Below are 21817 nucleotides of genomic sequence, written 5' to 3' on the forward strand. Positions count from 1 at the left end.
CCCCTGGGGATCGTCTGTCGCACGGCTGCTCACCGGCACGGCGTCCGGTGGTCACACGCCCCCGGTCGGCGGCCGCCCACCCCTGTCAAGGGTCAGGTGGTCTGCCCGCCGATCGCGGCAGGGGGCGGGGGCGGCGGCGGTGGGAAGGGCGGCTGGGGCGGAACACGCGGTCGGGCTGGAGCCGCGGGCGGGGGCGGCGGGGGCTCCGACGGCGGCCGGCTGGGCCGCTGGCGCGGGGGCCTTGCCGTGGCCGGAGGCGGCGGGCCAGGTGGCGGGGGCGCAGGCTGCTCCATCGCCGGCAGCAGCGGCCCGCCCGCGCGCAGCCGGGCAATGGTCAGTTCGTTGCGGCGTCGTGCGGGCGGGGCGTCGTCGCGTTCGTAGACGAGCCGGATTCCGGCGAACCCGAGGTTGTGGAGGGTGAGCAGCCGGTAGCCGAACGCGTGGGCGATCTCGTCGATTCGGCGTCGCCGGGAGGCTGTGGGCCCGCCGGGCAGCAGCTCGACGCGGCCGCGACCGTCGAAGCGCGAGCGTATCTCGTCGTCGTTCACCTGACTCCACCCCCGGGAAGGCCAGCAGCCACACGGCCGCTCCACACCGTGATCGTCGCACACGCCGTTTCGGCGCGAGGCCATCCTGGCTCCGTCGAAGCGTCGACAGGACGCCGCAGACGAGCGACTCGCTCGGCTCCCGTGGCGGGATGGGCGCCGCCACCGGGCCCCGCTCAGCCCTCCAGGCTCGCGATCGCCTCGGCCAGCCACTTCTTCTCCTCGGCGCTGGTCGCGCGAGCGATGCGCAGCATGCCGTGCCGGAAGAGATCCGGCGCCTCCTCGGCCCGTACGGGCTGGGGTAGAGCGCCCCGTACGAGGTAGGCGTTGCGGAACTCTCCGGTGCCGGTGGTCTCGTCCATGAGCTCGGTGAAGGTGCCGGACTCGGCGTGCTGTCCGTCCTTGAGTACGTGGATGACGTCGGCGTGCCGGACCGAGTGGAGCCGGTGGGTGATGAGGGGCGATGGTCCGGCCGGTCAAGGCCGGACGCATCGGTGCGGATCGCCAGAACCGCCGTGCCGGCGACCGAGAGCTCCGTCAAACCCGCTCCACCCGGGCAGAATGCCTGTGTGCAGACCTCGGAACTGGTCAGGAGGGCGGCGGCGCTGGCCGCTCGGGGCTCCCGGCGGATCCTCGGCATCGCCGGGCCGCCCGGAGCGGGGAAGTCGACCCTGGCGGCACTGCTCGCCGACGCGCTCGGGCCGGAGCGGGCCGTCGTGGTCCCGATGGACGGGTTCCATCTCGCGCAGGCCGAGCTGGACCGGCTGGGGCGGGCCGACCGCAAGGGCGCCCCGGACACCTTCGACGCGGCCGGGTACGTCTGCCTGCTGCGCCGGCTGCGGGCGCCCGGCGGGCCCACCGTGTACGCACCTGCCTTCGACCGCTCCCTCGAGGAGCCGATCGCCGGCAGCATCCCCGTCGCCGCGGACGTACCGCTGGTGATCACCGAGGGGAACTACCTGCTGCACGACCACGCGGAGTGGGCGCCGGTGCGGCCGCTCCTGGACGAGGCCTGGTACCTCGCCCCGGACGAGACCCTGCGCCTGGAGCGCCTCGTCGACCGCCACGTCCGCCACGGCAAGGACCCGGCGCACGCACGCACTTGGGTGGCCCGGTCGGACGAACCCAATGCCCGCCTCATCGCCCGGGGCCGCCACCGGGCCGACGTCGTCATCGTCCTCGACACCGGCTGACCGGCACGCGCCGCGTCGGCCCGTCGGGCGATCGGGCGATCGGCCCTGCGCGTGCCGCGCCCCGCGCGCGGAGGGCCGGGGGGTCAGGCGGGGCCGGCCTCGCACAGTGCCGCGAGCTGGGTCAGGCGGTCCTGCTCCTGCGGGCGGCGTGCCTTGACGTAGGCGATCTGCCGGCGCGGGATGCACCCGCGCAGGAGCTTCGCCTGGTCCGAGCCCGTGGAGTAGTGGATCTGCGTCAGCCCCTCGGCCAGCGCCGTCCGCAGCAACTCGTAGTAGACCAGCCCGAAGTAGAGCGGCAGCTTGCCCTGTGCCTCGTAGTCGAACCCGGCCTGGCGGGCGTACATCTCGCCCCGGTGGGTGAAGGTGAGGGCGAAACCGGCCAGTTGCCCGTCGAGGAACGCGGTGGTGACCCGTGCGGCGTCGCCCGCGTGGCGGGCGACGCTGTGCAGCACCGCCGTGAAGGCGTCCGCGTTCGCGGGGGTGCCGTACTTGGCGTAGAGCGCGAGCTCCAAGGGGGCAAGCCGTTCGATGAGCCCGGGGGTGAGCGGCTGGGTCTCGTAGGCGACCCCGGCCTCGCTCAGGGCGCGGAGCTCGCGTTTGATCTTCGTACGGCGTGATCGGTCGAAGCGGGCCAGGTAGCTGTCGAAGGAGCCGTCCTGAGGGACGGGCAAGGAGTACGCCGTCTGGCCCGGCAGCGCCGTGTACCCGCGCTCCGCCAGCACGCCGCGGAGCAGGTCGTCGTCCTCGTCGACGTAGAGGAAGGAAACGGCCCGCAACCCGGCGGCCCAGGCCTCCTCCTCGGCCCGGCGCACGAGGGCCGTGAGGGTGTCGTGCTGGGCTCCCCCGTCCGGCCCGGGGGCGATCCCGGCTTTGGTGTGCGAGGGGTTGCGGCCCCCGCACGCCAGGGCGGGCAGCAGTCCAGCGGTCCAGGGCGCCTCCTCGCCGGTCACCGTGCGGTGGATGCTGTCGATGACCCTGGCCGGGCTGCAGAAGACGTACGGGGTGTCGTGGTCCAGCGGGTACGCGGGAAGGACACCGGTGCGGCGGTGCTGCCCGTCGGGGTCGTCACCGTCGTGGGCGGTGAGGTAGTACGGAGCGGTGGCGGCGGTGGCCTCCGCGTGCCGTAGCCACGGGGAGGCGGCGTAGAAGCCCCGGGGGCCGAGCAGTGCGTCCCACCGCTGCGGGTCGGCGTCTTCGAGAGCGCGGTGTACGGTCACGCGGACCCCGGATGCGGCGGTCACCGCTCGCCGCCCGTCGCGGGGGCGATGACCGGGGTGAGCTGGCCCAGGGCCGCTTCGGCCCTGCGGACCGCGTCGCCGGTGGTGTCGCCGACGGCCACGACGTAGCCCAGCAGGTCGAGATTGCTCTCGGCGGGCCGTACGGCGTCGCCCGGGTGGACCTCCAGGTCGACGTCCACCACGCCCGGAACCCGCCGGGCCAGGTCCGTGCCGCCGATCCCGGTCAGCGTGCCGGCCTGGCGGGCGGACAGGTAGCGGGAGGCGGCGGCGCGGTCGAGGGTCGCCGTGAGGTCGGCGGCCTGCCCCGCGTGCAGTCGGACGACCTCGCGCTGGAGGTAGACCCCCGTCGCCTCGCGGATGAGCTGGGTGATCTCCGCTCCGGGCATCCGGCCGTTGACCTCGACGACGTACGGGCCCTTGTCCGTCATCTTCACCTCGACGTGGGCGGCGCCGAAGTCGTGGCCGACCGCCTCCAGCGCCAGGCGGGCCAGTTCGGTGCACTGCGCGCGCACCGGTGCCGACAGCATCGAGGGGAAGGTGTCGCCCATCTCCACGAAGTGCGGGTGGGAGCCGAGCGCCTTGTCGGTCACGCCCAGGAATCGGCGCTCGCCGTCCACCAGGACGGATTCGACGCTGACCTCGAAGCCCAGGAGGTACTCCTCCACGAGTGCTCCGGGGCGCCTGGGCTGCCCGCGGAAGTCGGTCGGGGAGAAGCTGATGTCGCGGTAGGCGGCGAGGACCTCGTCCGGCGTGCGGCACAGGGTGACGCCGATGCTGGCCGATTCGGTCATCGGCTTCACCACGCAGGGATAGCCGAACCGGTCGGCGGCGGCGAGTGCGTCCTCTTCGCTGGTGGCCTGGTGGAAGCCGGGTGCCGGGACGCCGGCCCGCTCGCACGCGTACCGCATCAGCAGCTTGTCCCGGCAGTTGCGGGCGGCCTGCGGGGACAGGCCCGGAAGGCCGAAGTGCGCGGCGACCTCCGCGACGATGGGGATGTTGTAGTCGGTGACCGTCATCACGCCGCGCAGCAGGCCCTGCTCGTGGAAGGGCAGGAGGGCGGCGATGACCGCGTCCACCGAGTTGGTGTCGGTCTGGATGATCTCGTCGATGTGCTGGGAGAAGACCTCCTCGGCGATCCCGACCACCCGGTAACGGTCCGGGTTGTTGCTCACCAGCACGGTGTGGAAGCCGAGTTCGTGGGCCGCGCGCAGCGGGGTGAGACCGAAGTTCGACAACTGGCTCTCGACGACGGCGAGTACGCCGGGTGAGGTGTTCATGTCTGGGTTTCTCCAGGGTCGGTGGCCGGGATCGGGGTGCGGTCCGCGGGATCGGCGGAAGCGGTGGCGGTGGAAGCGGTCGCCGTGGAAGCGGTGGTGGTGGAAGGGGCCGGTGACACCGCTCGGGTGATCGGCCGGCGGGCCGCCAGGCTCAGCAGGAGGGCGGCCAGGGTGAAGGCGGCCGGCGTGCACAATGCCGCGCCCGGGCCCAGACGGTCGGCCACCAGGCCCGTGACGGCCGAGCCCGCCGCACCGCCGAGGGCGATGAAGCTGCCGACCCCCGCGAACGCCTGGGTCGCCCGCCCGTGGGCGGTCATCTCCCCGATGAGCTGGAACTCCTCCGCCCCGGCCGGGGCCATCGGCAGCCCGCTGAGTACGAGCAGGGCGCCCAGCAGAACCAGCGCCCAGGTGGTGGGCAGCCCTGCCTGGAGGGCCAGTCGTACGGTCGGCAGGGCCGCCAGGGCCAGGGTCAGCACGACCAGGAGCCGCAGGTAGCGGTGGTACGTCGTGCCCCCGAAGGTGCGCGCACCGTAGAGCAGGCCGCCGACCACACTGCCGGCGGACTGGAGTGCGACGAGCGTGCCCGCGAGTTCGGGCGCCGACCCCTGGTCCCGCAGCGACGCGGTCACCGCGACCACGAGCCCGCTGGACAGCGCCGCCGTCAGGGCGATCGCCACCAGCACGGCCGAGGCCGCGGCCCGGCCCTGCCCCGAGTCCTTCTCGCCCTGGTCCGCGACAGCGGAGGCGGGCTCGGGCCGCCGGCCGCGCCCGCGTACGGCGGGTGCCTGCCCGTATCCCAGCCCTCCGGCGCCCAACAGGATCGCGGTCGTCAGCAGCGCCCCGCGCGCGCCGGTCAGGGTGGCGAGCACCGTGACGGCCGTCGGACCGAGGATGAACAGCAGTTCGCTGAGGGTCGCCTCGAAGGAGTAGGCCCGCTGCCGCAGGGCGGCGTCCTCGGTCAGAGCGGGCCACAGGGCCCGCATCGACGCGCCGACGGGCGCAGTGGCCAGCCCGGCCGCGCACGCGGCGGCCAGCGCCACCGCGGTCGGCGCCGTGCGCACCCACAGGGCGGCCGACACCAGGATCAGGCCCGCCACGGGCCCCGTGACCCGCAGGACCGGGCTCGGGCCGGCCCGGTCCATCAGGCGGCCCGTGAAGGGACCTCCCACCGCGCTGCCCACCGCGTACGCCGCGCCGGCGCCCGCACCGACGGCGAGGGAGCGCCCCGACTGGACGAACGTGAGCAGCAGGGCGAGCGGGACCATGGTCCCGGCCAGGCGCGCGAGCGCGGCGGGTACCGCCGCCGCGCTCGCGCCCGGGAGTTTCAGGAGCTCCAGGTAGGCCTTGATCATCAGGGGGTCCCGGGCGCCGTACCCGGCGTGGTCGGGTCAGCGAGACCGAACACGTCCGCTCCGGTCTCGGCCCGCCAGACCAACTCCTCGTGGTCCCCGTCGACCGCGACGACGGCGGCCCGGGTCCGGATGAAGTTGTTGCTGCGGCCGAGCGAGTAGGCCCCCGTGTCGTGGAGGCACAGCAGGTCGCCTGGGCGCAGGTCGTCCGGCAGCTCCATGGCGGCGGCGTGCACGTCGTTCTCGTAGCAGAGCGGCCCGGCGACGGACCAGGTGCTCCGGTCGGCCGAGTACTGCCTGCCGATCGGTGTCAGACGGTGGACCTCGCCGGTTCCGCTCCACGGGGCGACGTTGTTGCCGGCGTCGAGGATCAGCCAGCGGGCGTCCGGCAGTTCCTTGCGCGACATCACCCGCGTGACCATGGCCATGACGTCCGAGACCAGCCAGCGGCCGGGCTCACAGGCGAGCGCGACACCGTCGAGGCCGCGTTGCTGCATCTGCTTGTCCAGTTCCGGCAGCAGCCGGGTGATGTCGAGGACCGGTTCGTCGTCCGGTACGGCGCTCTCCCCCCGCAGGGCCGCCAGCGCGCCCTGCGGGCCGACGCGTGGACGCCGGATGCCGGGTACGCCGAATCCGCCGCCGATGTTCACCTCGGTCAGGCCGAACCGGCGGTGCAGCATGCCGGCTTCGTCCAGGACCCGTTCCAGCGCCCGCAGCATCAGGTCCTCGTGCACGATCTGGCTGCTCAGATGGGCGTGGACGGCGCGCAGCGCCAGGTGGGGGGATCCGGCGATCCGGTCCACCAGACGCGCGAGCTGCTGCGATCCGGCGGGCCAGCCGAAGCGGGTGCGGGCGGCGGCGCGCTCGGCCTGGGCGCGGTAGGAGGGATCGCCGGAGGTGGACACCGGCAGGCCCGGGGAGATCCGGATACCCACCTCCACGCGCTGCCCGGTCCGGGCGGCTATCGCCTCCAGCGCGTCGATCTCCTGCTCGCCGTCGATGTTGACCCGCACGCCGTGACGTACCGCGGTGGCCAGCTCGGCATCCGTCTTGACCGGGCCGTTGAACACCATGTGTGCAGGGTCGAACCCGGCGGCCAACGCGGCCTCCAGCTCGTATCCCGACACGACGTCCGCGCCCAGGCCGTGGGCGGCGAGCCGCCTCATGAGGTAGGGCAGGTAGTTGGTCTTCACCGAGTAGTACGCGCGGGCCGGCCTGCCGAGCCCGCCGAGCACGTCCAGCAGGTGCTGCGTCGCGCGGTCCAGGCGGTCGGCGTCGAGTACGTGCACCGGCGTGTCGTGCCGCTGCGCGATCTCCGCCAGCCGTACGGGGTCCCATCCGGGCTCCGTGCCGTGGTCCGGCCAGGGCCGGCTCATGCGGACGCCTCCCGCTCCGTGGCGAGTGCGGACACACCGGTGAGCAGGCGGAAGCCGGCGTCGATGTGGTCCCGGGTGCTCAGCTCGGCGTAGCGGCGGTGCCAGTCGCCCGAGGCGAGGTCGTCCCGGAGGCGGTCGATGCCGCGGGTGACGGCCTGTTCGTCCGTCAGCGCGAAGGCGGAGCAGGCCCGGCGCGTGGCGGGGTCGAGATAGGTCTCGGGCCTGCGCCAGAAGGCGGTCATGAACCCGTCGGTGAAGTCGTGCCAGACGGGCATTTCCGTCACCTCGCAGGGGCCGAGGAGCTTGGTGAGGCGCTCGATGGAGGGCACGCGGGAGCACTCCGCCTCGGCGATCTCCGGGACGTAGTCGCGGGTGAACCAGAAGTTCTTCTGCACCTCCATGTCGTAGGTGACGATGGAGAACCGCCGTGCCACGCGCTGGAGTTCGGCGATGCCGGCTTCCAGGTCCGACCAGTGGTGCACCGTCAGGACGGCCATGACGGCGTCGAAGCTCTGGTCGTCGAAGGGCAGTCGCTCGGCGCTCGCGACGACGCACGGCGCAGCCTGCGGGCCGCGCTGCGCCCGCATCTGCAGCGATGGTTCGACCGCGACGAGCTGGCGGCCGGCGGGTTCGTAGGCGCCCGTTCCGGCTCCCAGGTTGAGGACGGTACGGGCGTTGCCGAGCGAGGCCTCGATCTGGGCGGCCCAGCGGTGGTCGGGGCGGCGTACAGAGGAGTAGCCGACGCCGATCCGGTCGTAGACGGGTGCCGGGCCGCCGGGGCCCGCGCCGTCGGCCGTGGTGGCGGGCTGGGTGGTGGTGACGGGAAAGGACATCTGCCTCATACCTCGTTGCTCGCGCGGACCTCGGCCTCGTACTCCTCGCCGTAGCGCCGGTTGTCCCAGGTGTTCACCGCCACGAGCCACACGTCCCGGTAGCCGCCCTCGTCGGTGAGGTGCTCGATGTCGGTGACGTGATGGAACATCAGACGGTCGTCGAAGGCGATCGCCTGGCCGTCCTGCAAGGTGGTGCGGAAGAAGGGCTCGCCCCCGCCGAGAGGCATGAGCTGGGTCTCCCCGCCGGAGATGTTGTGGCGGCGCGTGACGGCGACGATGCCGAACTGGTGACCGTCCCGGTGCGGCCCCTCGGGAGCGGCGATGCCCTCGACCTCGGGGGTGGAGACGACCCTGCACTGGTGGATGTTGAGCTGCCAGGCCGTCTCCTTGTCGAGGCCCAGCGCTTCGGCACCGGCCGCGATGAGCGGCGTGGGATCGGTGGTCAGCGGCTCCAGCGTGCGCATCTGTCCACCGACGAGGTCGTTGTACTGGCGTGGCTGCGCGAAGTGACGGTGCGGCAGCAGTTCCAGCGTCCACCGGTCCTCGTGGACCAGGCGGAACTGGGAGAAGCGGCGGTACCTCTGCGTCGAGCCGGTGTACGGGTCGAGCGGCAGCCTCTCGAACTCGGCCAGGCTGTGATCGTCCAGCGGCGGAGTGTCTATGACCGTAAAGCCTTTGTCACCAAGACTCATGTGAACCCCCATCGTCAAGAGCCCAGATGTGTGCGCTCTGGGCTTCGGAGCAACGTTGGGAAGGCTAGACAGATGTACGACACACGTACAAGATCTTGATCTTCACATGAATGCTGGGTGAACTCGACATGTTGTCGAATGGACAGCAGGGGTGTCCCCAGGTATAGGAGGTCCGATTCGGCCAACTGCCCTGACCTGGCGCCGCGTCACGACCCTGGCTGGAATTCTACTACGAGTTGGCGAAAATTCGACGCCTCTTCAGATCCCGGCAGCCACCCCGCCGACGGCCCGCCTTGCGGCTGGTGTTCGGCCGCGAACGGCCGCCCGACGTGCGCCGAGTCGCAGGCTGAACGCCAGGTCGGATTACCGCCAGCGCCGACGATCACCGCCTCGTTTCATTGAACCAGCAACCAATAACGAGGAGGACGTATGAACGGCAAGGCGGTTCTGGTGACAGGTGGCGGCCGGGGCATCGGCGCGGCGATCGCACTGGCCATGGCCGAGGCGGGAGCGGATGTGGCCATCACCTACACGGCCAACGAGGCGGCCGCCAAGGAAGTGGTCCGCAGGATCGAGGCGGTCGGCCGCCGAGGCGTCGCCGTCAGGGCGGACGCGGGCGACGTCGGAGACGCGGCGGGTGCCGTGGACTGGGCGGTGCAGACACTCGGCCGACTCGACGTACTGGTCAACAACGCGGGCGCAGGCGTCCTGGGCCCGCTCGCCGGGCTGACGCTGGCGGACATCGACCGCGTGCTCGCGGTCAACGTACGCGGTACCTTCCTCGCCTCGCAGGCCGCAGCGGACCACATGGGCCAGGGAGGCCGGATCATCACCATCGGCACCTGCATGACCCAGCGGGTGCCCGGCCCCGGCGGGACGCTGTACGCGATGAGCAAGTCGGCGCTGACCGGGCTCACCAAGGCCCTCGCCCGGGAGCTCGGCGGGCGGGGCATCACCGCCAACATCGTCCATCCCGGGCCGGTCGACACCGATATGAACCCGGCCGACGGGCCCTACGCGGACCCCCAGGCCGCGATGACGGCCCTCGGCAGGTTCGGCCGTCCGGAGGAGGTCGCGGCCACGGTCGCCTTCCTCGCCGGAGAAGGGGCCGCCTACGTCACCGGCTCCGAGTTCTCCGTCGACGGCGGCCACGCCGCCTGATCGGGGCGGACAGTGCCCTGACCCTCGTCGCCCTGCTTTCGGGGCGACGAGGGTCGGGGCTTCGACCGTGATGGCGCATCGCCTTGCGGTCGGCGAAGTCCGCCATGTCCGGCCACCTGCGCCGGGCCCGGAGGGCTACGTCACGACCTGACGAGCCTGGTTCCCCTGCGAGCCGACACCTACGGGGTCTGCGACGGGGTGAACTTCGCAAGGATCAGCAGGGTGTCGACGAGGTCCTCGGCGGGAGCTCCGGTGGCCAGGCGGCGCAGCTGCTGCCCGAAGACCAGGGCGACGGCGACGCCGGCCAGGCGTTCGGGGTCCGGCACGCCCAGGTGGGTCAGGATCCGGGTGGCCAGCAGGTCGTAGGCGGCGAAGCACTCGGCCGCGGCGGCGCGCAGCCGTTCGTCGCGGCCGGCCTGAACGTACAGCTCGAACGGCGCGATGTGGCGGCTGTCGAAGGCGTTGCCGCCCGCGACCTGGGCCACCACCTCGGCCGCCTGCCCGATGTCGAAGCGCTCGTCGGAGCACGCGTCGGCGAGCGCCGTGAAGTGCCGGGTCTCCTCGGCCACGAAGTGCAGCAGGCTCTCGCGCAGCAGCTCATGCTGGGTGGCGAAGTGGTAGGTGACGGAACCGAGGGAGACCCCGGCCTCCTTGGCGATCCGCCGGTTGGTGACGGCGGCGATGCCGTCCTGCCCGATGATCCGCAGTACGGCGTCGATGATGCTCTGGCGGGTGTCGGAAGCATGGGGCATGTCGACATTCTGCCCCATCGGTCCGCGCGCCGGCCCAAGCGGGGAAGGGGAGTTGGGGATGTCCGAGGTGTGGACACCGGGCGGAGCGATCCATACTGTTCGTTCGAACGAACAGTATAGGGACGCCTCACGGGAGTCATCGTGGACATATCCGGATCGAACGTTCTACTCACCGGGGCCACCGGAGGCATCGGCTCCGCCCTGGCCGCGCGCCTGACAGCGCAAGGGGCCCGCCTGACGCTCACCGGACGGCGGGAGGAAGCCCTCAAGGCCACCGCGGACGCCTGCGGCGCCCGCACCGTGGTCGCCGATCTGGCCGTCCGGTCCGAGGTCGTCCGCCTCGCCGAGACCTGCGCCGAGGCGGACGTTCTCGTCGCGAACGCCGCCCTGCCCGCCAGCGGCGACCTCCTGGACTACACCGAGGAGCAGCTCGACCGCGCCCTCGACGTCAACCTGCGCGCGCCCGTCCTGCTGTCCCGACTGCTCGCGGCGCAGATGGTCGCCCGCGGCCACGGCCACATCGTGCTGGTCGGTTCCATCTCCGGCAAGGCGGCGACCAAGTCGACCTCCCTGTACAACGCGACGAAGTTCGGGCTGCGCGGATTCGCCCTCGCCCTGCGCCAGGAGCTCAGGGGCACGGGGGTGGGGGTGTCCCTGGTCCAGCCCGGCTTCGTCCGCGACGCCGGGATGTTCGCGGCCACCGGTGCCGCCGCACCGAACGGCATCAGGACCGTCACGCCCGGCCAGGTCGCCGACGGCGTCGTACGAGCCGTCCGCCGCGACCGGTGCGAGGTCAATGTGGCGCCGCTGGAGCTGCGGCTGCTGAGCGCCATCGCCGGGCAGTTCCCCGGGTTCGCCGAGCGGGTCCAGGCCCGGGCGGACGTCGACGGCTCCGTACGGCAGATCGTCGAGGCCCAGCGCTCGCGCCGTTGAGCGGCGGTCCCGCCCAAGCCCGAGCGGACCGCCACTCGCCCCTCTCCCCCGCCCTCGGGCGGATCCGTCCGCGCCCGCACTCGCGCCCCCTCGCGCCCGCACGCCTTCGATGCCACCTCACGTGAACGGAGAGCACCGCTGTGCCGAGAGAACACGTCCCGAACGCCGTGCCCGACGCCAGCTCCGACCCGAGCCACGACCCCGGCCCCGGCCCCGGTGTCGAGCGCAGGTCCCTGCTCCGATTAGGGGCCCTGCTGGCCGCGGGCGGAGCCGCCGCGCTGGTTCCCGCCCCGATCGCGCACGCCGCGACGAGGGGCCTCGGGTCCGACGCGGTGACCACCACGTACCGGGGCCGCGCCCCGTACGGCAACGACCAGTGGGCGTACGTCCCCTTCGACGTCCCCGCCGGAGTGCAGCGGATCTCCGTCGCCACCTCCCACGACGCCGCCGCCGGCGTCCTGGACCTCGGCGTCTTCGGCCCGTCCGGCTTCCGCGGCTGGTCGGGCGGCGAACGGTCCGGGTTCACCCTCTCCGCTGCGGACGCCACCCCCGGCTACGTGCCCGGGCCGGTCGAGCCCGGCAGCTGGTCCGTCATCCTCGGGCCGATGGTCGGCGCCGCCGGCGGCATGGCCTGGCAGGTCGACGTCACCCTGCACCACGGCGAAGCGCTGCCCCGGACCCCGTACGACATCCTGCCGGCCTCGGTGGCGGGACGGGGACCGGGCTGGTACCGGGGCGACCTGCACCTGCACAGCGTGCACTCCGACGGGAAGCGCACGGTGGACGAGATCATCGCGGCCGCCCGCGAGGAGGGGCTGCACTTCATCGCCACCTCCGACCACAACACCAGCTCCACCGGGGTGACATGGCGCGGCAACGTCCCGAGCGACCTGCTGGTCATCAACGCCGAGGAGGTCACCACCCGCCACGGCCACTGGCTGGCCGTCGGCCTGCCCCAGGGCGAATGGGTGGACTGGCGCTACGGCCCCGCGGACCAGGGGGCGTTCGAGGGCCACGTCCGGCGCGTGCACAGCTTGGGCGGCGTCACGATCGCCGCCCATCCGCTCACTCCGGCACCGGGATCCTTCTGGGAGTTCGGCCTCGACCGCGTGGACGCGCTGGAGGTGTGGAACGGACCGTGGACCCTGGACGACGCGGCCAACATCGCCGCCTGGCACGTCATGCTCTGCCTCGGCAAACGGGTCGCCGCAGTGGGCAACAGCGACGCCCACAGCCCCGCGGACGCCGTCGGCCGGCCCCACAACGTGGTGCGCGCCACCAGCCTGTCGACGCCCGCCGTACTGGACGCACTGCGCCTTGGCCGGTCGTACGCCGTCGAATCCGCGGCCGTGACCGTGGACTTCACCGCCCGCGCGGGCGGCGCGATCGCGGGACCCGGTGAGGAACTGCCCCTGTCGTTCTTCGACAGCGTCGACGTGACCTTGGACGTGACGGGCGCCCCGGACAGCATCGCCACGCTGTACACCGAGTGGGGCATCATGGCCGCCACCTGTATCGACGGCAGCGGCAGGGGCCAACTGCGCTGGCGCGGCTGGGGCAAGGCCTCGCTGTTCGCCCGGGCCGAGGTGCGGCGGCCCAAGCCCGCCTCCACCACGCTGGACCAACTGGTGGCCATCACCAACCCGGTGTGGTTCTACTCCGCGCAACTGCCCCCGTACGACGTCGAGCGGCGCGCGCTCTTCCACACCGAGCGCCGCCCCGACGGGTCGTGGACCGGCATCCGCCCGCTGCCCGGTGCCGCCGGCGCCGCCTCGTTCGCGGGGGTGCAGAGCGCCGTGGCCGGCCTGGCGGACGGCTCGGTCGTGGTGCTGGGCATCGCGCCCGACAACGGTCTGTGGCTGACCGCCGTCCGGGGTTCGGCGACGCTCCAGCCCTGGCAGCGCGTAGCGGGGCCGGACGGCTCGACCGGATTCGCCGTCCGGGAGGCGGACATCGCGGCCTTCCCCGACGGCACCTGCCAGATCGTGGTGACGGCCATGGACGGCACCACCTTCCACCAGCAGCGCCGCGCCGACGGCGCGCTGCCCGGGTTCCGGGCCCTGCCCGGCTTCACCGCGAAGAGCCGTTGGGGTGCGACGAAGGTGTCGATCACCGCCATGCCCGACGGGTCCGCCCAGTTGCTCAGTTACGGCACGGACGGTGCCATGTACCACTGCGTTCGCGGGCGTGACGGTACGTGGACGGCTTGGGGACGGCTGGCCGGCTACAGCGGGGCTCCAACGTTCTCCGGCCCCGCCCTGGCGATCACCGGCCTGCCCGACGGTTCCTCCCAGGTCCTCGCGATCGGCCTCGACGGGATCGTGTACCACCAGCAGCGGCGGCCCGACGGCTCCTGGACCGGATTCCGGCCCCCGCGGGGCGTCACCACCGCCACCATGGGTGCCAGCGCCATCGGCATCGCGGGGACGCCCGACGGCTCCGCCCAGGTCGTGGCGGTCGGGCTCGACGGACGGATCTGGCACAACATCAGGAAGCCTGACGGCTCCTGGACGCCCTTCTCGCAGATACCCGGCCCGAACGGGCGGGACCCCTTCCCCGCGGGACAGGTCCGCATCACCGCCCTGCGTGACGGCACCACGCACGTGACGGCCATCAGCGCCGGCTAGCCGGAACCGCCGGTACGGGTCGGCCGCAGGGAGGGGGCGTCGCCGCTTCGAGTTCGGCGGGCGTACGGCCCGGCGGATGCCCGGGGCAGCGGGACAATGGCGGCATGGAACACGGGGAAGCGGAATTCGGTCCGGCGTGGCGAGCGGCGCCGGAGGCGGTCCGGCGGGCCCTCTCGCTCGCCTACGAGGCGCTGACGGCGGGCGGTCTGGCGGTGGGCGCGGTGCTCACGAACGCGACGGGCGCGGTGCTCGCCGAGGGGCGCAACGAGGCGTACGAGGACGGCCCCGGGCGGGGCCCCCTGCGCGGGACGCCGCTGGCCCACGCCGAGATGAACGTGCTCGGGGCCGCGCGGACCGGATGGGACCTCGGCTCCGCGGTGCTGTGGAGCACGCAGGAACCGTGCCGGATGTGCGCGGCCGCGACGCGGTTCACGGGCGTGGGCCGGGTGCGGTACCTGGCTCCCGACCCATGGGCCCTGTCGGATGGCTCCGCCGGCTCCTCCGGAGCGGATCCGGTGGAGCACGACGGCTGGCTGGTCGCGGCGAACGTGATGTTCCTGCGCAGCGTGGTGCTGGCGCACGGGGACGGCCCGGGCGAGCCGCAGATCCTGACGCACCACCGGGCCGTGGAACCCGAGACGGCGGCCCTGCACGACGCCCTCGCACCGGGGCGGCCGGGCGCGGCTTCGGCTTCGGCTTCGGCTTCGGCTTCGAACTCGGCCTCGAACTCGGCCTCGAACTCGGCCTCGGCCTCGGCCGAGGAGTGGCTCGCCGGGATCTGGCCGGACCTCGCCTCGGCAGCACGGGCCCGGAAGGTACGCCAGGGCCTGGCTGACTGAGCTGGCCGCCGAGCTCTACGCCGAGGACGCCGCGGTGGAGACCGCCTTCGAGCCGGTCGGTGCACGCCGGTTCGAGGGGCGGGGGCGCTCGGGGAGCGGTTCGCTCAGGTGCGCGCGGTCCCGTGCGCGCTGTTCTCGTTCCTGGAGCAGGCGGCGGAAGCCCGCCAGCGCGTACCGCTCCCCCGTGGCCGATCCGGGGCCTCGGATGCCGGCGACCTGGGCCATGAGCTGCTGGGGCTGGGGCTGCCAGCCGACCACCAGGACGCGCAGGCCCAGGCACTCCGCGCGCCGGTGCAGGTCCAAGAGGTGAAGCAGACCGTCGGAGTCCATGGACACCACGCCGTGCAGATCGAAGGTGAGGTCCCGCTCGTAGTCGGTGACGTGGTCCAGCAGGGGCTGGAGTGCCGCGCCGGCGTCGTCCTCGAGTGGCCCGCCGACGCTGACCAGGACCGAGCTGCCGTAGCGTTGGACGTCCAGGGTGATCAATACCGTCTCCTTCACATCTCCCGCAGACGCCGGCGCCCGCGGAGCCCCCATCCTGGCGCGGCGCTCCCGTGAGCCGGTGGACGGCTCGCGGAAAGGCAACGATGCGAGCGAAGCGACGCCCGGCAGGCGGGTGGTCAAGGACTCCGTGGGCAACGTGCTCGCCGACGGGGACACGGTGACGGTCGTCAAGGGCCTGAAGGTCAAGGGCAGCGCGAGCGGCATCAAGGCGGGTACCAAGGTGCGCAACATCCGCCTCGTGGACGGGGTCGACGGCCACGACATCGACTGCAGGATCGAGGGCTTCGGAGCCATGCAGCTCAAGTCCAGCGTGGTCAGGAAGGTCTGACCGCGGGGCCGTACGAATCCCAGTTCGTCAGCGGTGCGCGGCGGCGCCGCACGTCCGGGTGGTAGTTCGCCTCCCGGGCGCTTTTCAGCGTGCGGGGCGCGCGCGGGGCGCGAGAGTTGCCCCATGATCATCGATCCGCCCTCCACGCCCGCCGAGCCCGCGCCCGCACCGGCGCCCGCCCGCCGCCCCTCCCGCCGTACCGTCATCGCCGGAGCCGGCGCGCTGACCGTCGCGGGGGCCGGCGCGCTGACCGTCGCGGCGGCGTCCGCCGAGACCCCGCGGACGGCGCCCGGCAGCGCCCGGCCCGACTGGGAAACCTGCCTCACCGTCGCCCGGGCCGTCCTCGTCCGCGACGAGGAGGACCGGCCCCTGGTGCCCCGGTACTCCGACATCCTCCTGAAGAACGGTCTGCCGCGCTCCCGGGTTGCCCGCAAGAAGGTACTGGTCGTCGGCGCCGGACCGGCCGGGCTCACCGCCGCCCACCTCCTGCGCGAGGCCGGACACCAGGTGACCGTCATCGAGGCCAACGGCAACCGGGTGGGCGGCCGGATCAAGACCTTCCGTACCGGCGGCCACGAGAACTCGCCCGCCGTCTTCGCCGATCCCAAGCAGTACGCCGAGGCCGGCGCCATGCGCATCCCCGACAGCCATCCGCTGGTCACCGGGCTGATGGACAGCCTCGGCCTGCGGCGGCGCCGCTTCCACCTGGTCGATGTGGACGCCTCGGGCCGCCCGGCCCACCGCACCTGGATCTTCGTCAACGGCATCCGGGCCCGGCGCGCCGACTACGCCCGCAGCCCGCAGGCCGTCAACCGCTCCTTCGGGGTCCCGGCGGCCTACGAGTCCGTGGCCGCCGCGCAGATCGTGCGCGACGCCTTCGCCCCCGTACGCAAGGAGATCGAGGGCAAGAAGGACAGGGAGCTCGTCGAGGGCTGGGCCCGGGTCGTCCAGCGCTACGGCCACATGTCGACGTACCGCTTCCTGACCGAGGTGGCGCAGCTCGACGACCGGACGATCGACCTGATCGGCACCGTCGAGAACCTCACCTCCCGCCTGCACCTCGCCTTCATCCACAGCTTCATCGGGGCCTCCCTGATCAGCCCGGACACCGCCTTCTACGAACTGCCCGACGGCACCGCAACCTTGGCCGACGCGCTCTACGCCCGGGTCAAGGACCTGGTCCGGCTCGACCGGCGCGCCACCCGCATCACCCACGACGAGGGCGGGGTGAGCGTCGACACCGTCTCCGAGGGACGCGGCGGCAGCCCCGTGCGGCGGGAGACCTTCACCGGGGACACGGCGATCATCACCGTCCCCTTCTCCGGACTGCGTCACATCCAGGTCACCCCCGCACTGTCCTACGGCAAGCGGCGCGCGGTCACCGAACTGCACTACGACGCGGCCACCAAGGTGCTGCTGGAGTTCAGCCGCCGCTGGTGGGAGTTCGACGAGGCCGACTGGAAGCGTGAACTCGAGGCCGTCAAGGCCGGTCTGTACCGGAACTACCAGGTCGCCCAGACCCCGGAGGACGGGGCCCTGCTGGGCGCCCACCCCTCCGTGCCCAAGGGGCACATCTCGCAGGCCCAGCGCGCCCACTACGCCGCCTGCCGCCGCACCACCCGCGACCAGCCCGAGGCGGCCGGGGTCATCGGCGGCGGCTCGGCCACCGACAACCCCAACCGGTTCATGTTCCAGCCCTCCCACCCGGTCGAAGGCAGCCCGGGCGGCGTCATCCTGGCGTCCTACAGCTGGGCGGACGACGCCCTGAAGTGGGACTCCTTCGACGACGCGGAGCGCTACCCGCGCGCGCTCGCCGGACTCCAGGAGGTGTTCGGGCAGCGCATCGAGGTGTTCTACACCGGCGTCGGACGCACCCAGTCCTGGATGCGCGACCCGTACGCCTACGGAGAGGCCTCCGTGCTGCTGCCCGGCCAGCACACCGAACTCCTCCCGTACGTCCGCGAGCCCGAGGGCAGGCTGCACTTCGCCGGCTGTCACACCTCGGTCAAGCCCGCGTGGATCGAGGGAGCCCTGGAGTCCGCGGTGCGCACCGCCCTGGAGGTCCACTCGGGGGCGTAGGCCGTTCCTTCCACCGGGCGGGGACCGGCGCCGTCAGCCCTCGGCGAGCACGATCAGCCAGTCCCCCTCGGCGAACCGCACCGGCTGCCGCTTGTCGGGGTTGATCCGCACCCCGTGGGCGGGAGCCGTCGCGGCCTCCGCGCGCAGCCTGTACCCGATCGCGCATTCCCGGCGGCGGCGCGCGGACTCCACGACGGTGGCGAAGGCGACCTCGCTCCCGGCCCGGACGTAGTCGGTGACCGGCTTCAGGTACAGCTCGTGCCCCTCCGCACGGAACAACTCCTCGAAGACGGCGGCGAGGTGGCGGCTCTCCGAGATCTGGGTCATCAGGAGGCTGATCAGCCGGCCGCTGACGATGAAGTCGGCGCCCTCCCGGGCGGGCGCGAGCAGCCGGTTGCCGTCGTCGGACATCTCGGTGGTCAGTGCCAGTTCGCGGTCGGCGGCCTGCGCGATGGCCCGCAGGTGCAGCAGGGTGACCAGCGTCCGGTCGTCGGCCTGGGACTCGCTCGGCGCGTCGGACCCCGCCTCGGCCGTCGGGTCCGTCTCGCCGATGACGATCACGCTGTCGTACGCGGGAACGTCCAGCTTGTCCAGGACCTGCGGATCGGTGATGTCCCCGGCTTGGTAGGTCACTTCGAAACCAGTGCAAGCCAGTGCGACCGTACGAGCGCTGCGCGCCGTCGCCTCGTCACCGAGGGCCACCACGTCCAGGGTGGTGCCGGGGCTCACGTACTCGTCGAGCTGCTCCACGATGAGCGGGGCGCGGCGGTTCCAGCCGAGGAGGAGCAGGCGTTCGGCGGGGCGGGGGCCGGGCCGGGCGGTGACGATCGCGTCCTCGTCCACCCAGGAGGCGGCGTCCGCGGGCAGGGCCGTGTCGTCGTCCTCGGTGATGACGAGGATCAGGTCGCCCGCATCGATGACCGTACGGTCATCAGGGTTGAGCGCGACGGTCCCGTCGTGGTGCAGCACGCCGACCACCGAGGACGTCGTGAAGGCCAGCAGGGCCTCGCCGAAGGTCCGTCCCGCGAGGTCCCCGGCGGGGGCGGTGTAGAACTCGTCCCCTTCGAAGTCGAGCAACTCCTGGTAGACGAGGGACAGTCCGGGCTGGCGGGCGGTCTGTACGAGGAGCCGCGCGACGATGTCGTCCACGCACAGGACGTGTCCGCCGGGACCGGCCGCCAGCCGTGCGGTGAGGTGGTTGCGGGTGTCCCGGACGGCGGCGACCACCACCGCGTCTCCAGCGCCGGCCCCGGCACGGGCCGCTTCGAGGGCGAGCAGGGTCTTCACCACGTGGGCGTCGCCCGTGTCGCCGCCGGGCGGCAGGACGAGCACGGCCTTCGCGGTCTGCGGACCGACCCGGGCCAGCTCGGTCGGATCGGTGGTGCGGCCGGAGCGGCAGATGATCCGGGTCCGGCCGGTGTCGGGGACACGGGCGGCGATGGCCTCCTCCATCTCCACCTTGTCCATCGGGGCGAGGACGGCGAGGGCCGATCGGCGCTGGTTGGCGTTGGCGGCGACCAGCTCCCCGACCACGGGGAAGATCTGGTCGGACCAGCCCAGGACGACGGTGTGCCGGGTCTCCAGCACGGTGGAGTGGCCCAGGCGCAGGTCCATGATGCGCTGGTTGATGCCCGCGGTGATCACGCTGACCAGGGTGGACACGTAGAGCAGGGCGACCAGGGCGAGGGCTACCGAGGCGAGGACGTACAGGGGAGGTCCGACCGCGCCACCGATCTTGAGCGTCTGGCCCACGCTGACCCACACTGCGGTGAGCTTGCCGGAGAGATCCGCCGGAGCCGCCCGGTCGGCCCAGACGAGGAGCGCGCTGGCCGGCAGGACGACGGCGAGGCAGGCCAGCGCGAGCCAGCCCACCAGCGCGGCGGTCCCGCCCGCCACCAGATGGTCGAACAGGTACCGCAGGCGCAGCCGGAGGGTCGCCTTGTGCTGCCCCGCCATACAAGCCCCCGTGCTGAAACCACGCGCCCACGGGGTGGCTGCCCGCCACTCCCTGACCCAGGCTAGACAATTCCGGCGCGGCCGCCTTCCTCGAGAGCCCTTCCCTCACCCGGAGGAATGAACGTTTCCGACGGCTCGGCCCGGCCACTCGCCGGCCACGCAGCCGGAGCGCGCGGCCGCTGCGGCGGGCCTGTCCGGCGGATCGGATACCGCCGGACAGGCCCCGGGCCGGAAGGGCTCAGCGCTTGAGCATGAAGGTGAAGTCGCCCGATCGCTTGCCGCTCAGGCGGACTGCCGACACGAGGTTCCCCTCGGCGAGCAGTCTCTCGACCTCGGCTCGCGAAAGGCCGAAGCCTTCGGCGATCAATCGCACCGGCCGCACAGGTATCCGCGCCGCGAAGCGGACCGAGACCTCTATGGCGTCACCCTCCGGTTGATGCGGATGGTGCGGCTGATTCGGCCGATTCGGCTGTTCCGGCGCGCCGTTGTCGAGGCGCCAGGCGTTGTCCCAGTCGAGGGCGATGCGGTTGCGGCGCCGTACGACCGGGTCCTGGAGCAGTTCGGCTGCCAGGCCGAGGTCGTTGTCGTGCAGCAGGTTCAGGAGCTCGGGTCGTACGCCACGCACGTTCATCCGCTCCAGGACAGTGAGCTTGGTGGTGTCCCCGCATTCGGTGCACAGGGCGAGGAGCCAGGCGTCGAGGAGCTTGTGGTTCGCGTTGACGCGGAATTTGCCGTTCGCCCGGAAGCGCCCGGAGGCGCACCTGTGGCAACGGCGGAGAACTATCGGCAGGCAGGTGGGCACGACCACCCAGGTTTTGGACACAGAGATACACCGGTTCCAGTGAGAAGACCGCAGCGAAAAGGAGCACGGCGCACAGGTGCGACGCGCGACGGATCAGCGCTCGGGGTGTCTCACTTGGTGTACAACGGCACGTCCTTGCCGGGATGACTGTGGGCGGGAGCACCGTAACGGCTCACGGGACTGCGGCTCCACTGAATTTCGGATCGACGCGGGCTCGCGTTTGTGGTGCTGACTCAGCCGGCAGCCTGTGATCTCGATCGGCACGTCGAGGGCCGCTAGTGTCGACGGGATGGAGACCATACATCGGCCCGCTGCGCGGGTGCTCTGCCTGGACCCCGCTGACCGTGTGCTTCTGCTGCGCTGGCGTGATCCGGTCGATGGGACGTGGCTCTGGGAGCCTCCCGGCGGTGGAATTGACCCCGGTGAGACGCCGCTTGCGGCTGCACGGCGCGAGCTGGCCGAGGAGACCGGGCTGGACCCGGATGCGGTCCTGGAGCGGTCCGTGCCTGTCGAGCGGGACGTGCGGTGGAAGGGCGTGAGGCTCGTCGGTTCGGAGGATTTCTTCGTGGCCCGCTTCACCGAGGAGCGGCCTTCGCTGGTGCGGACCGGCCTGCTCCCGGATGAGCAGGTCAACCTGGGCTCGCACGCGTGGGTCTTGTGGTCGGACCTGGACTCTTTGCCGGATCCTGTCGAGCCACCACAGCTGTTGGCCGTGCTTGGCGCCCTGGTGCCGGACGGCCCCTGGGGCGCGGGGCATCGCGGTTGACTCACAGTCGGAGTGACTGCCGCACAGGGTGACCTCAGACAATCACCCAACTGCCTGCTGCTCGTGCCGGTTCAACCGGCACGAGCAGCAGGGGGGCGGCGTCGCGTCACGCCACGGCGGTCCCCTCAAGCTCGACCATCTGGCCGGGGATCGCCAGTCGCGTCACCCCGAGCATCGTGGAGGTCGGCGCCACCCCGGCGGCGCCCAACCGCGCCGCCAGCACGCCGTAGTGCTGGAAGAGCAGATCGACGTCGGTCGTGTAGACGTTGAGCCGGACGAGGTTCGACAAAGACATGCCGGCCTCGCCGAGAACGGCTTCCAGGTTGTCGACGCTCAGCGTCAACTGCGCCGCCATGTCACCGTCATGCTGGGGCTTGCCTTCGCCGCTCATCGCGGTCTGCCCCGAGATGTACAGGGTCCGTGTGTGCCCGGAGACGACCTCACCCTGGTTGAATCCCAAGTCCACCGACCACGTCACCGGGTTGACCGCCGTTCGTTCCACTGCCACATCAGCTCCATTCGATCGATCGGGAGTACGTACGTCCATCGGCTCGGTAACCGCCGCAG

General features: G+C 72.3%; 20 protein-coding genes and 1 pseudogene. 8 read left to right on the top strand and 13 right to left on the bottom strand.

The genetic code is table 11. The features are described 5' to 3' along the window. Positions 1-92: 92 nt before the first annotated feature. Both ACZ4TG_RS00165 and ACZ4TG_RS00170 read right to left on the bottom strand, forming a co-directional pair. Positions 93-548, bottom strand: coding sequence for a hypothetical protein (locus ACZ4TG_RS00165; RefSeq protein WP_468158956.1), 456 nt, complete (start codon positions 546-548; stop codon positions 93-95). 173 nt (positions 549-721) lie between these two features. Further along, positions 722-844 (bottom strand): annotated as a pseudogene (locus tag ACZ4TG_RS00170) (PadR family transcriptional regulator); the annotation flags it as partial. A 270-nt stretch (positions 845-1114) separates the two neighbouring features. Between ACZ4TG_RS00170 and ACZ4TG_RS00175 the strand changes: the two are divergent. Beyond that, on the top strand, positions 1115-1738 hold the full coding sequence (locus ACZ4TG_RS00175; protein WP_468158957.1) for a nucleoside/nucleotide kinase family protein: 624 nt from the start codon (positions 1115-1117) through the stop codon (positions 1736-1738). 83 nt (positions 1739-1821) lie between these two features. Here ACZ4TG_RS00175 and ACZ4TG_RS00180 read toward each other — a convergent pair whose 3' ends face one another. From ACZ4TG_RS00180 to ACZ4TG_RS00205, 6 genes are read right to left on the bottom strand one after another with little or no spacing between them, the layout of a single operon-like run. Continuing rightward, the gene (locus ACZ4TG_RS00180; protein WP_468158958.1) at positions 1822-2955 is read right to left on the bottom strand and encodes a GNAT family N-acetyltransferase; all 1134 of its coding nucleotides are present in this window, start codon (positions 2953-2955) and stop codon (positions 1822-1824) included. Positions 2956-2975: 20 nt separating this feature from the next. Further along, the gene (locus ACZ4TG_RS00185) at positions 2976-4253 is read right to left on the bottom strand and encodes an ATP-grasp domain-containing protein (protein WP_468158959.1); all 1278 of its coding nucleotides are present in this window, start codon (positions 4251-4253) and stop codon (positions 2976-2978) included. Next, positions 4250-5605, bottom strand: coding sequence for a hypothetical protein (locus ACZ4TG_RS00190; RefSeq protein ID WP_468158961.1), 1356 nt, complete (start codon positions 5603-5605; stop codon positions 4250-4252). Before ACZ4TG_RS00190 ends, ACZ4TG_RS00185 begins: the two co-directional genes overlap by 4 nt. After that, on the bottom strand, positions 5605-6978 hold the full coding sequence (locus ACZ4TG_RS00195; protein ID WP_468158962.1) for a diaminopimelate decarboxylase family protein: 1374 nt from the start codon (positions 6976-6978) through the stop codon (positions 5605-5607). Before ACZ4TG_RS00195 ends, ACZ4TG_RS00190 begins: the two co-directional genes overlap by 1 nt. Further along, positions 6975-7811, bottom strand: coding sequence for a class I SAM-dependent methyltransferase (locus ACZ4TG_RS00200; protein WP_468158964.1), 837 nt, complete (start codon positions 7809-7811; stop codon positions 6975-6977). The genes ACZ4TG_RS00195 and ACZ4TG_RS00200 overlap by 4 nt, the downstream gene beginning before the upstream one ends. Positions 7812-7816: 5 nt before the next feature. Then, the gene (locus ACZ4TG_RS00205; RefSeq protein ID WP_468158966.1) at positions 7817-8503 is read right to left on the bottom strand and encodes a 2OG-Fe dioxygenase family protein; all 687 of its coding nucleotides are present in this window, start codon (positions 8501-8503) and stop codon (positions 7817-7819) included. A 429-nt stretch (positions 8504-8932) separates the two neighbouring features. On the opposite strand from ACZ4TG_RS00205, the gene ACZ4TG_RS00210 reads away from it, so the two are divergent. Further along, a complete protein-coding gene (locus tag ACZ4TG_RS00210) occupies positions 8933-9664 on the top strand; it encodes an SDR family oxidoreductase (protein WP_468158968.1) in 732 nt (243 codons plus the stop codon). Between the two features lie 179 nt (positions 9665-9843). Here the strand turns inward: ACZ4TG_RS00210 and ACZ4TG_RS00215 are convergent, their stop codons facing one another. Beyond that, positions 9844-10416, bottom strand: a complete 573-nt coding sequence (locus tag ACZ4TG_RS00215) for a TetR/AcrR family transcriptional regulator (RefSeq protein ID WP_468158969.1) — start codon at positions 10414-10416, stop codon at positions 9844-9846. A 141-nt stretch (positions 10417-10557) separates the two neighbouring features. Here ACZ4TG_RS00215 and ACZ4TG_RS00220 point away from each other — a divergent pair, with 141 nt between their 5' ends. From ACZ4TG_RS00220 to ACZ4TG_RS00230, 3 genes are all read left to right on the top strand, one after another. After that, on the top strand, positions 10558-11349 hold the full coding sequence (locus ACZ4TG_RS00220) for an SDR family NAD(P)-dependent oxidoreductase (RefSeq protein ID WP_468158971.1): 792 nt from the start codon (positions 10558-10560) through the stop codon (positions 11347-11349). Positions 11350-11681: 332 nt separating this feature from the next. Continuing rightward, positions 11682-13976: a CehA/McbA family metallohydrolase gene (locus tag ACZ4TG_RS00225; RefSeq protein WP_468158972.1), complete on the top strand. Its 2295-nt coding sequence runs from the start codon at positions 11682-11684 to the stop codon at positions 13974-13976. Positions 13977-14080: 104 nt separating this feature from the next. Further along, positions 14081-14815 carry a nucleoside deaminase gene (locus tag ACZ4TG_RS00230; protein ID WP_468158974.1) on the top strand — a complete coding sequence of 245 codons (735 nt, stop codon included), beginning with the start codon at positions 14081-14083 and terminating at the stop codon, positions 14813-14815. Between the two features lie 15 nt (positions 14816-14830). Here ACZ4TG_RS00230 and ACZ4TG_RS00235 read toward each other — a convergent pair whose 3' ends face one another. Then, positions 14831-15301, bottom strand: a complete 471-nt coding sequence (locus ACZ4TG_RS00235) for an STAS domain-containing protein (RefSeq protein WP_468158975.1) — start codon at positions 15299-15301, stop codon at positions 14831-14833. Here ACZ4TG_RS00235 and ACZ4TG_RS00240 point away from each other — a divergent pair. Together ACZ4TG_RS00240 and ACZ4TG_RS00245 are read left to right on the top strand one after the other, a co-directional pair. Beyond that, the gene (locus tag ACZ4TG_RS00240; protein ID WP_468159759.1) at positions 15297-15647 is read left to right on the top strand and encodes an alkylphosphonate utilization protein; all 351 of its coding nucleotides are present in this window, start codon (positions 15297-15299) and stop codon (positions 15645-15647) included. The genes ACZ4TG_RS00235 and ACZ4TG_RS00240 overlap by 5 nt on opposite strands. 123 nt (positions 15648-15770) lie before the next feature. Next, positions 15771-17726, top strand: coding sequence for a flavin monoamine oxidase family protein (locus tag ACZ4TG_RS00245; protein ID WP_468158976.1), 1956 nt, complete (start codon positions 15771-15773; stop codon positions 17724-17726). Positions 17727-17759: 33 nt separating this feature from the next. Here ACZ4TG_RS00245 and ACZ4TG_RS00250 read toward each other — a convergent pair whose 3' ends face one another. Both ACZ4TG_RS00250 and ACZ4TG_RS00255 read right to left on the bottom strand, forming a co-directional pair. Further along, positions 17760-19682 (bottom strand): CASTOR/POLLUX-related putative ion channel, encoded by a 1923-nt coding sequence (locus ACZ4TG_RS00250; protein WP_468158978.1) that lies wholly within the window; start codon positions 19680-19682, stop codon positions 17760-17762. 238 nt (positions 19683-19920) lie between these two features. After that, the gene (locus tag ACZ4TG_RS00255) at positions 19921-20505 is read right to left on the bottom strand and encodes a DUF1062 domain-containing protein (protein WP_468158980.1); all 585 of its coding nucleotides are present in this window, start codon (positions 20503-20505) and stop codon (positions 19921-19923) included. 268 nt (positions 20506-20773) lie between these two features. Between ACZ4TG_RS00255 and ACZ4TG_RS00260 the strand changes: the two genes are divergently transcribed. Beyond that, the gene (locus ACZ4TG_RS00260; protein WP_468158982.1) at positions 20774-21250 is read left to right on the top strand and encodes an NUDIX hydrolase; all 477 of its coding nucleotides are present in this window, start codon (positions 20774-20776) and stop codon (positions 21248-21250) included. Between the two features lie 106 nt (positions 21251-21356). On the opposite strand, the gene ACZ4TG_RS00265 is transcribed toward ACZ4TG_RS00260, so the two are convergent. Further along, the gene (locus tag ACZ4TG_RS00265; RefSeq protein ID WP_468158983.1) at positions 21357-21752 is read right to left on the bottom strand and encodes a RidA family protein; all 396 of its coding nucleotides are present in this window, start codon (positions 21750-21752) and stop codon (positions 21357-21359) included. Positions 21753-21817 lie beyond the last annotated feature (65 nt).

The sequence above is a fragment of the Streptomyces sp. NPDC028314 genome, from assembly GCF_055565795.1.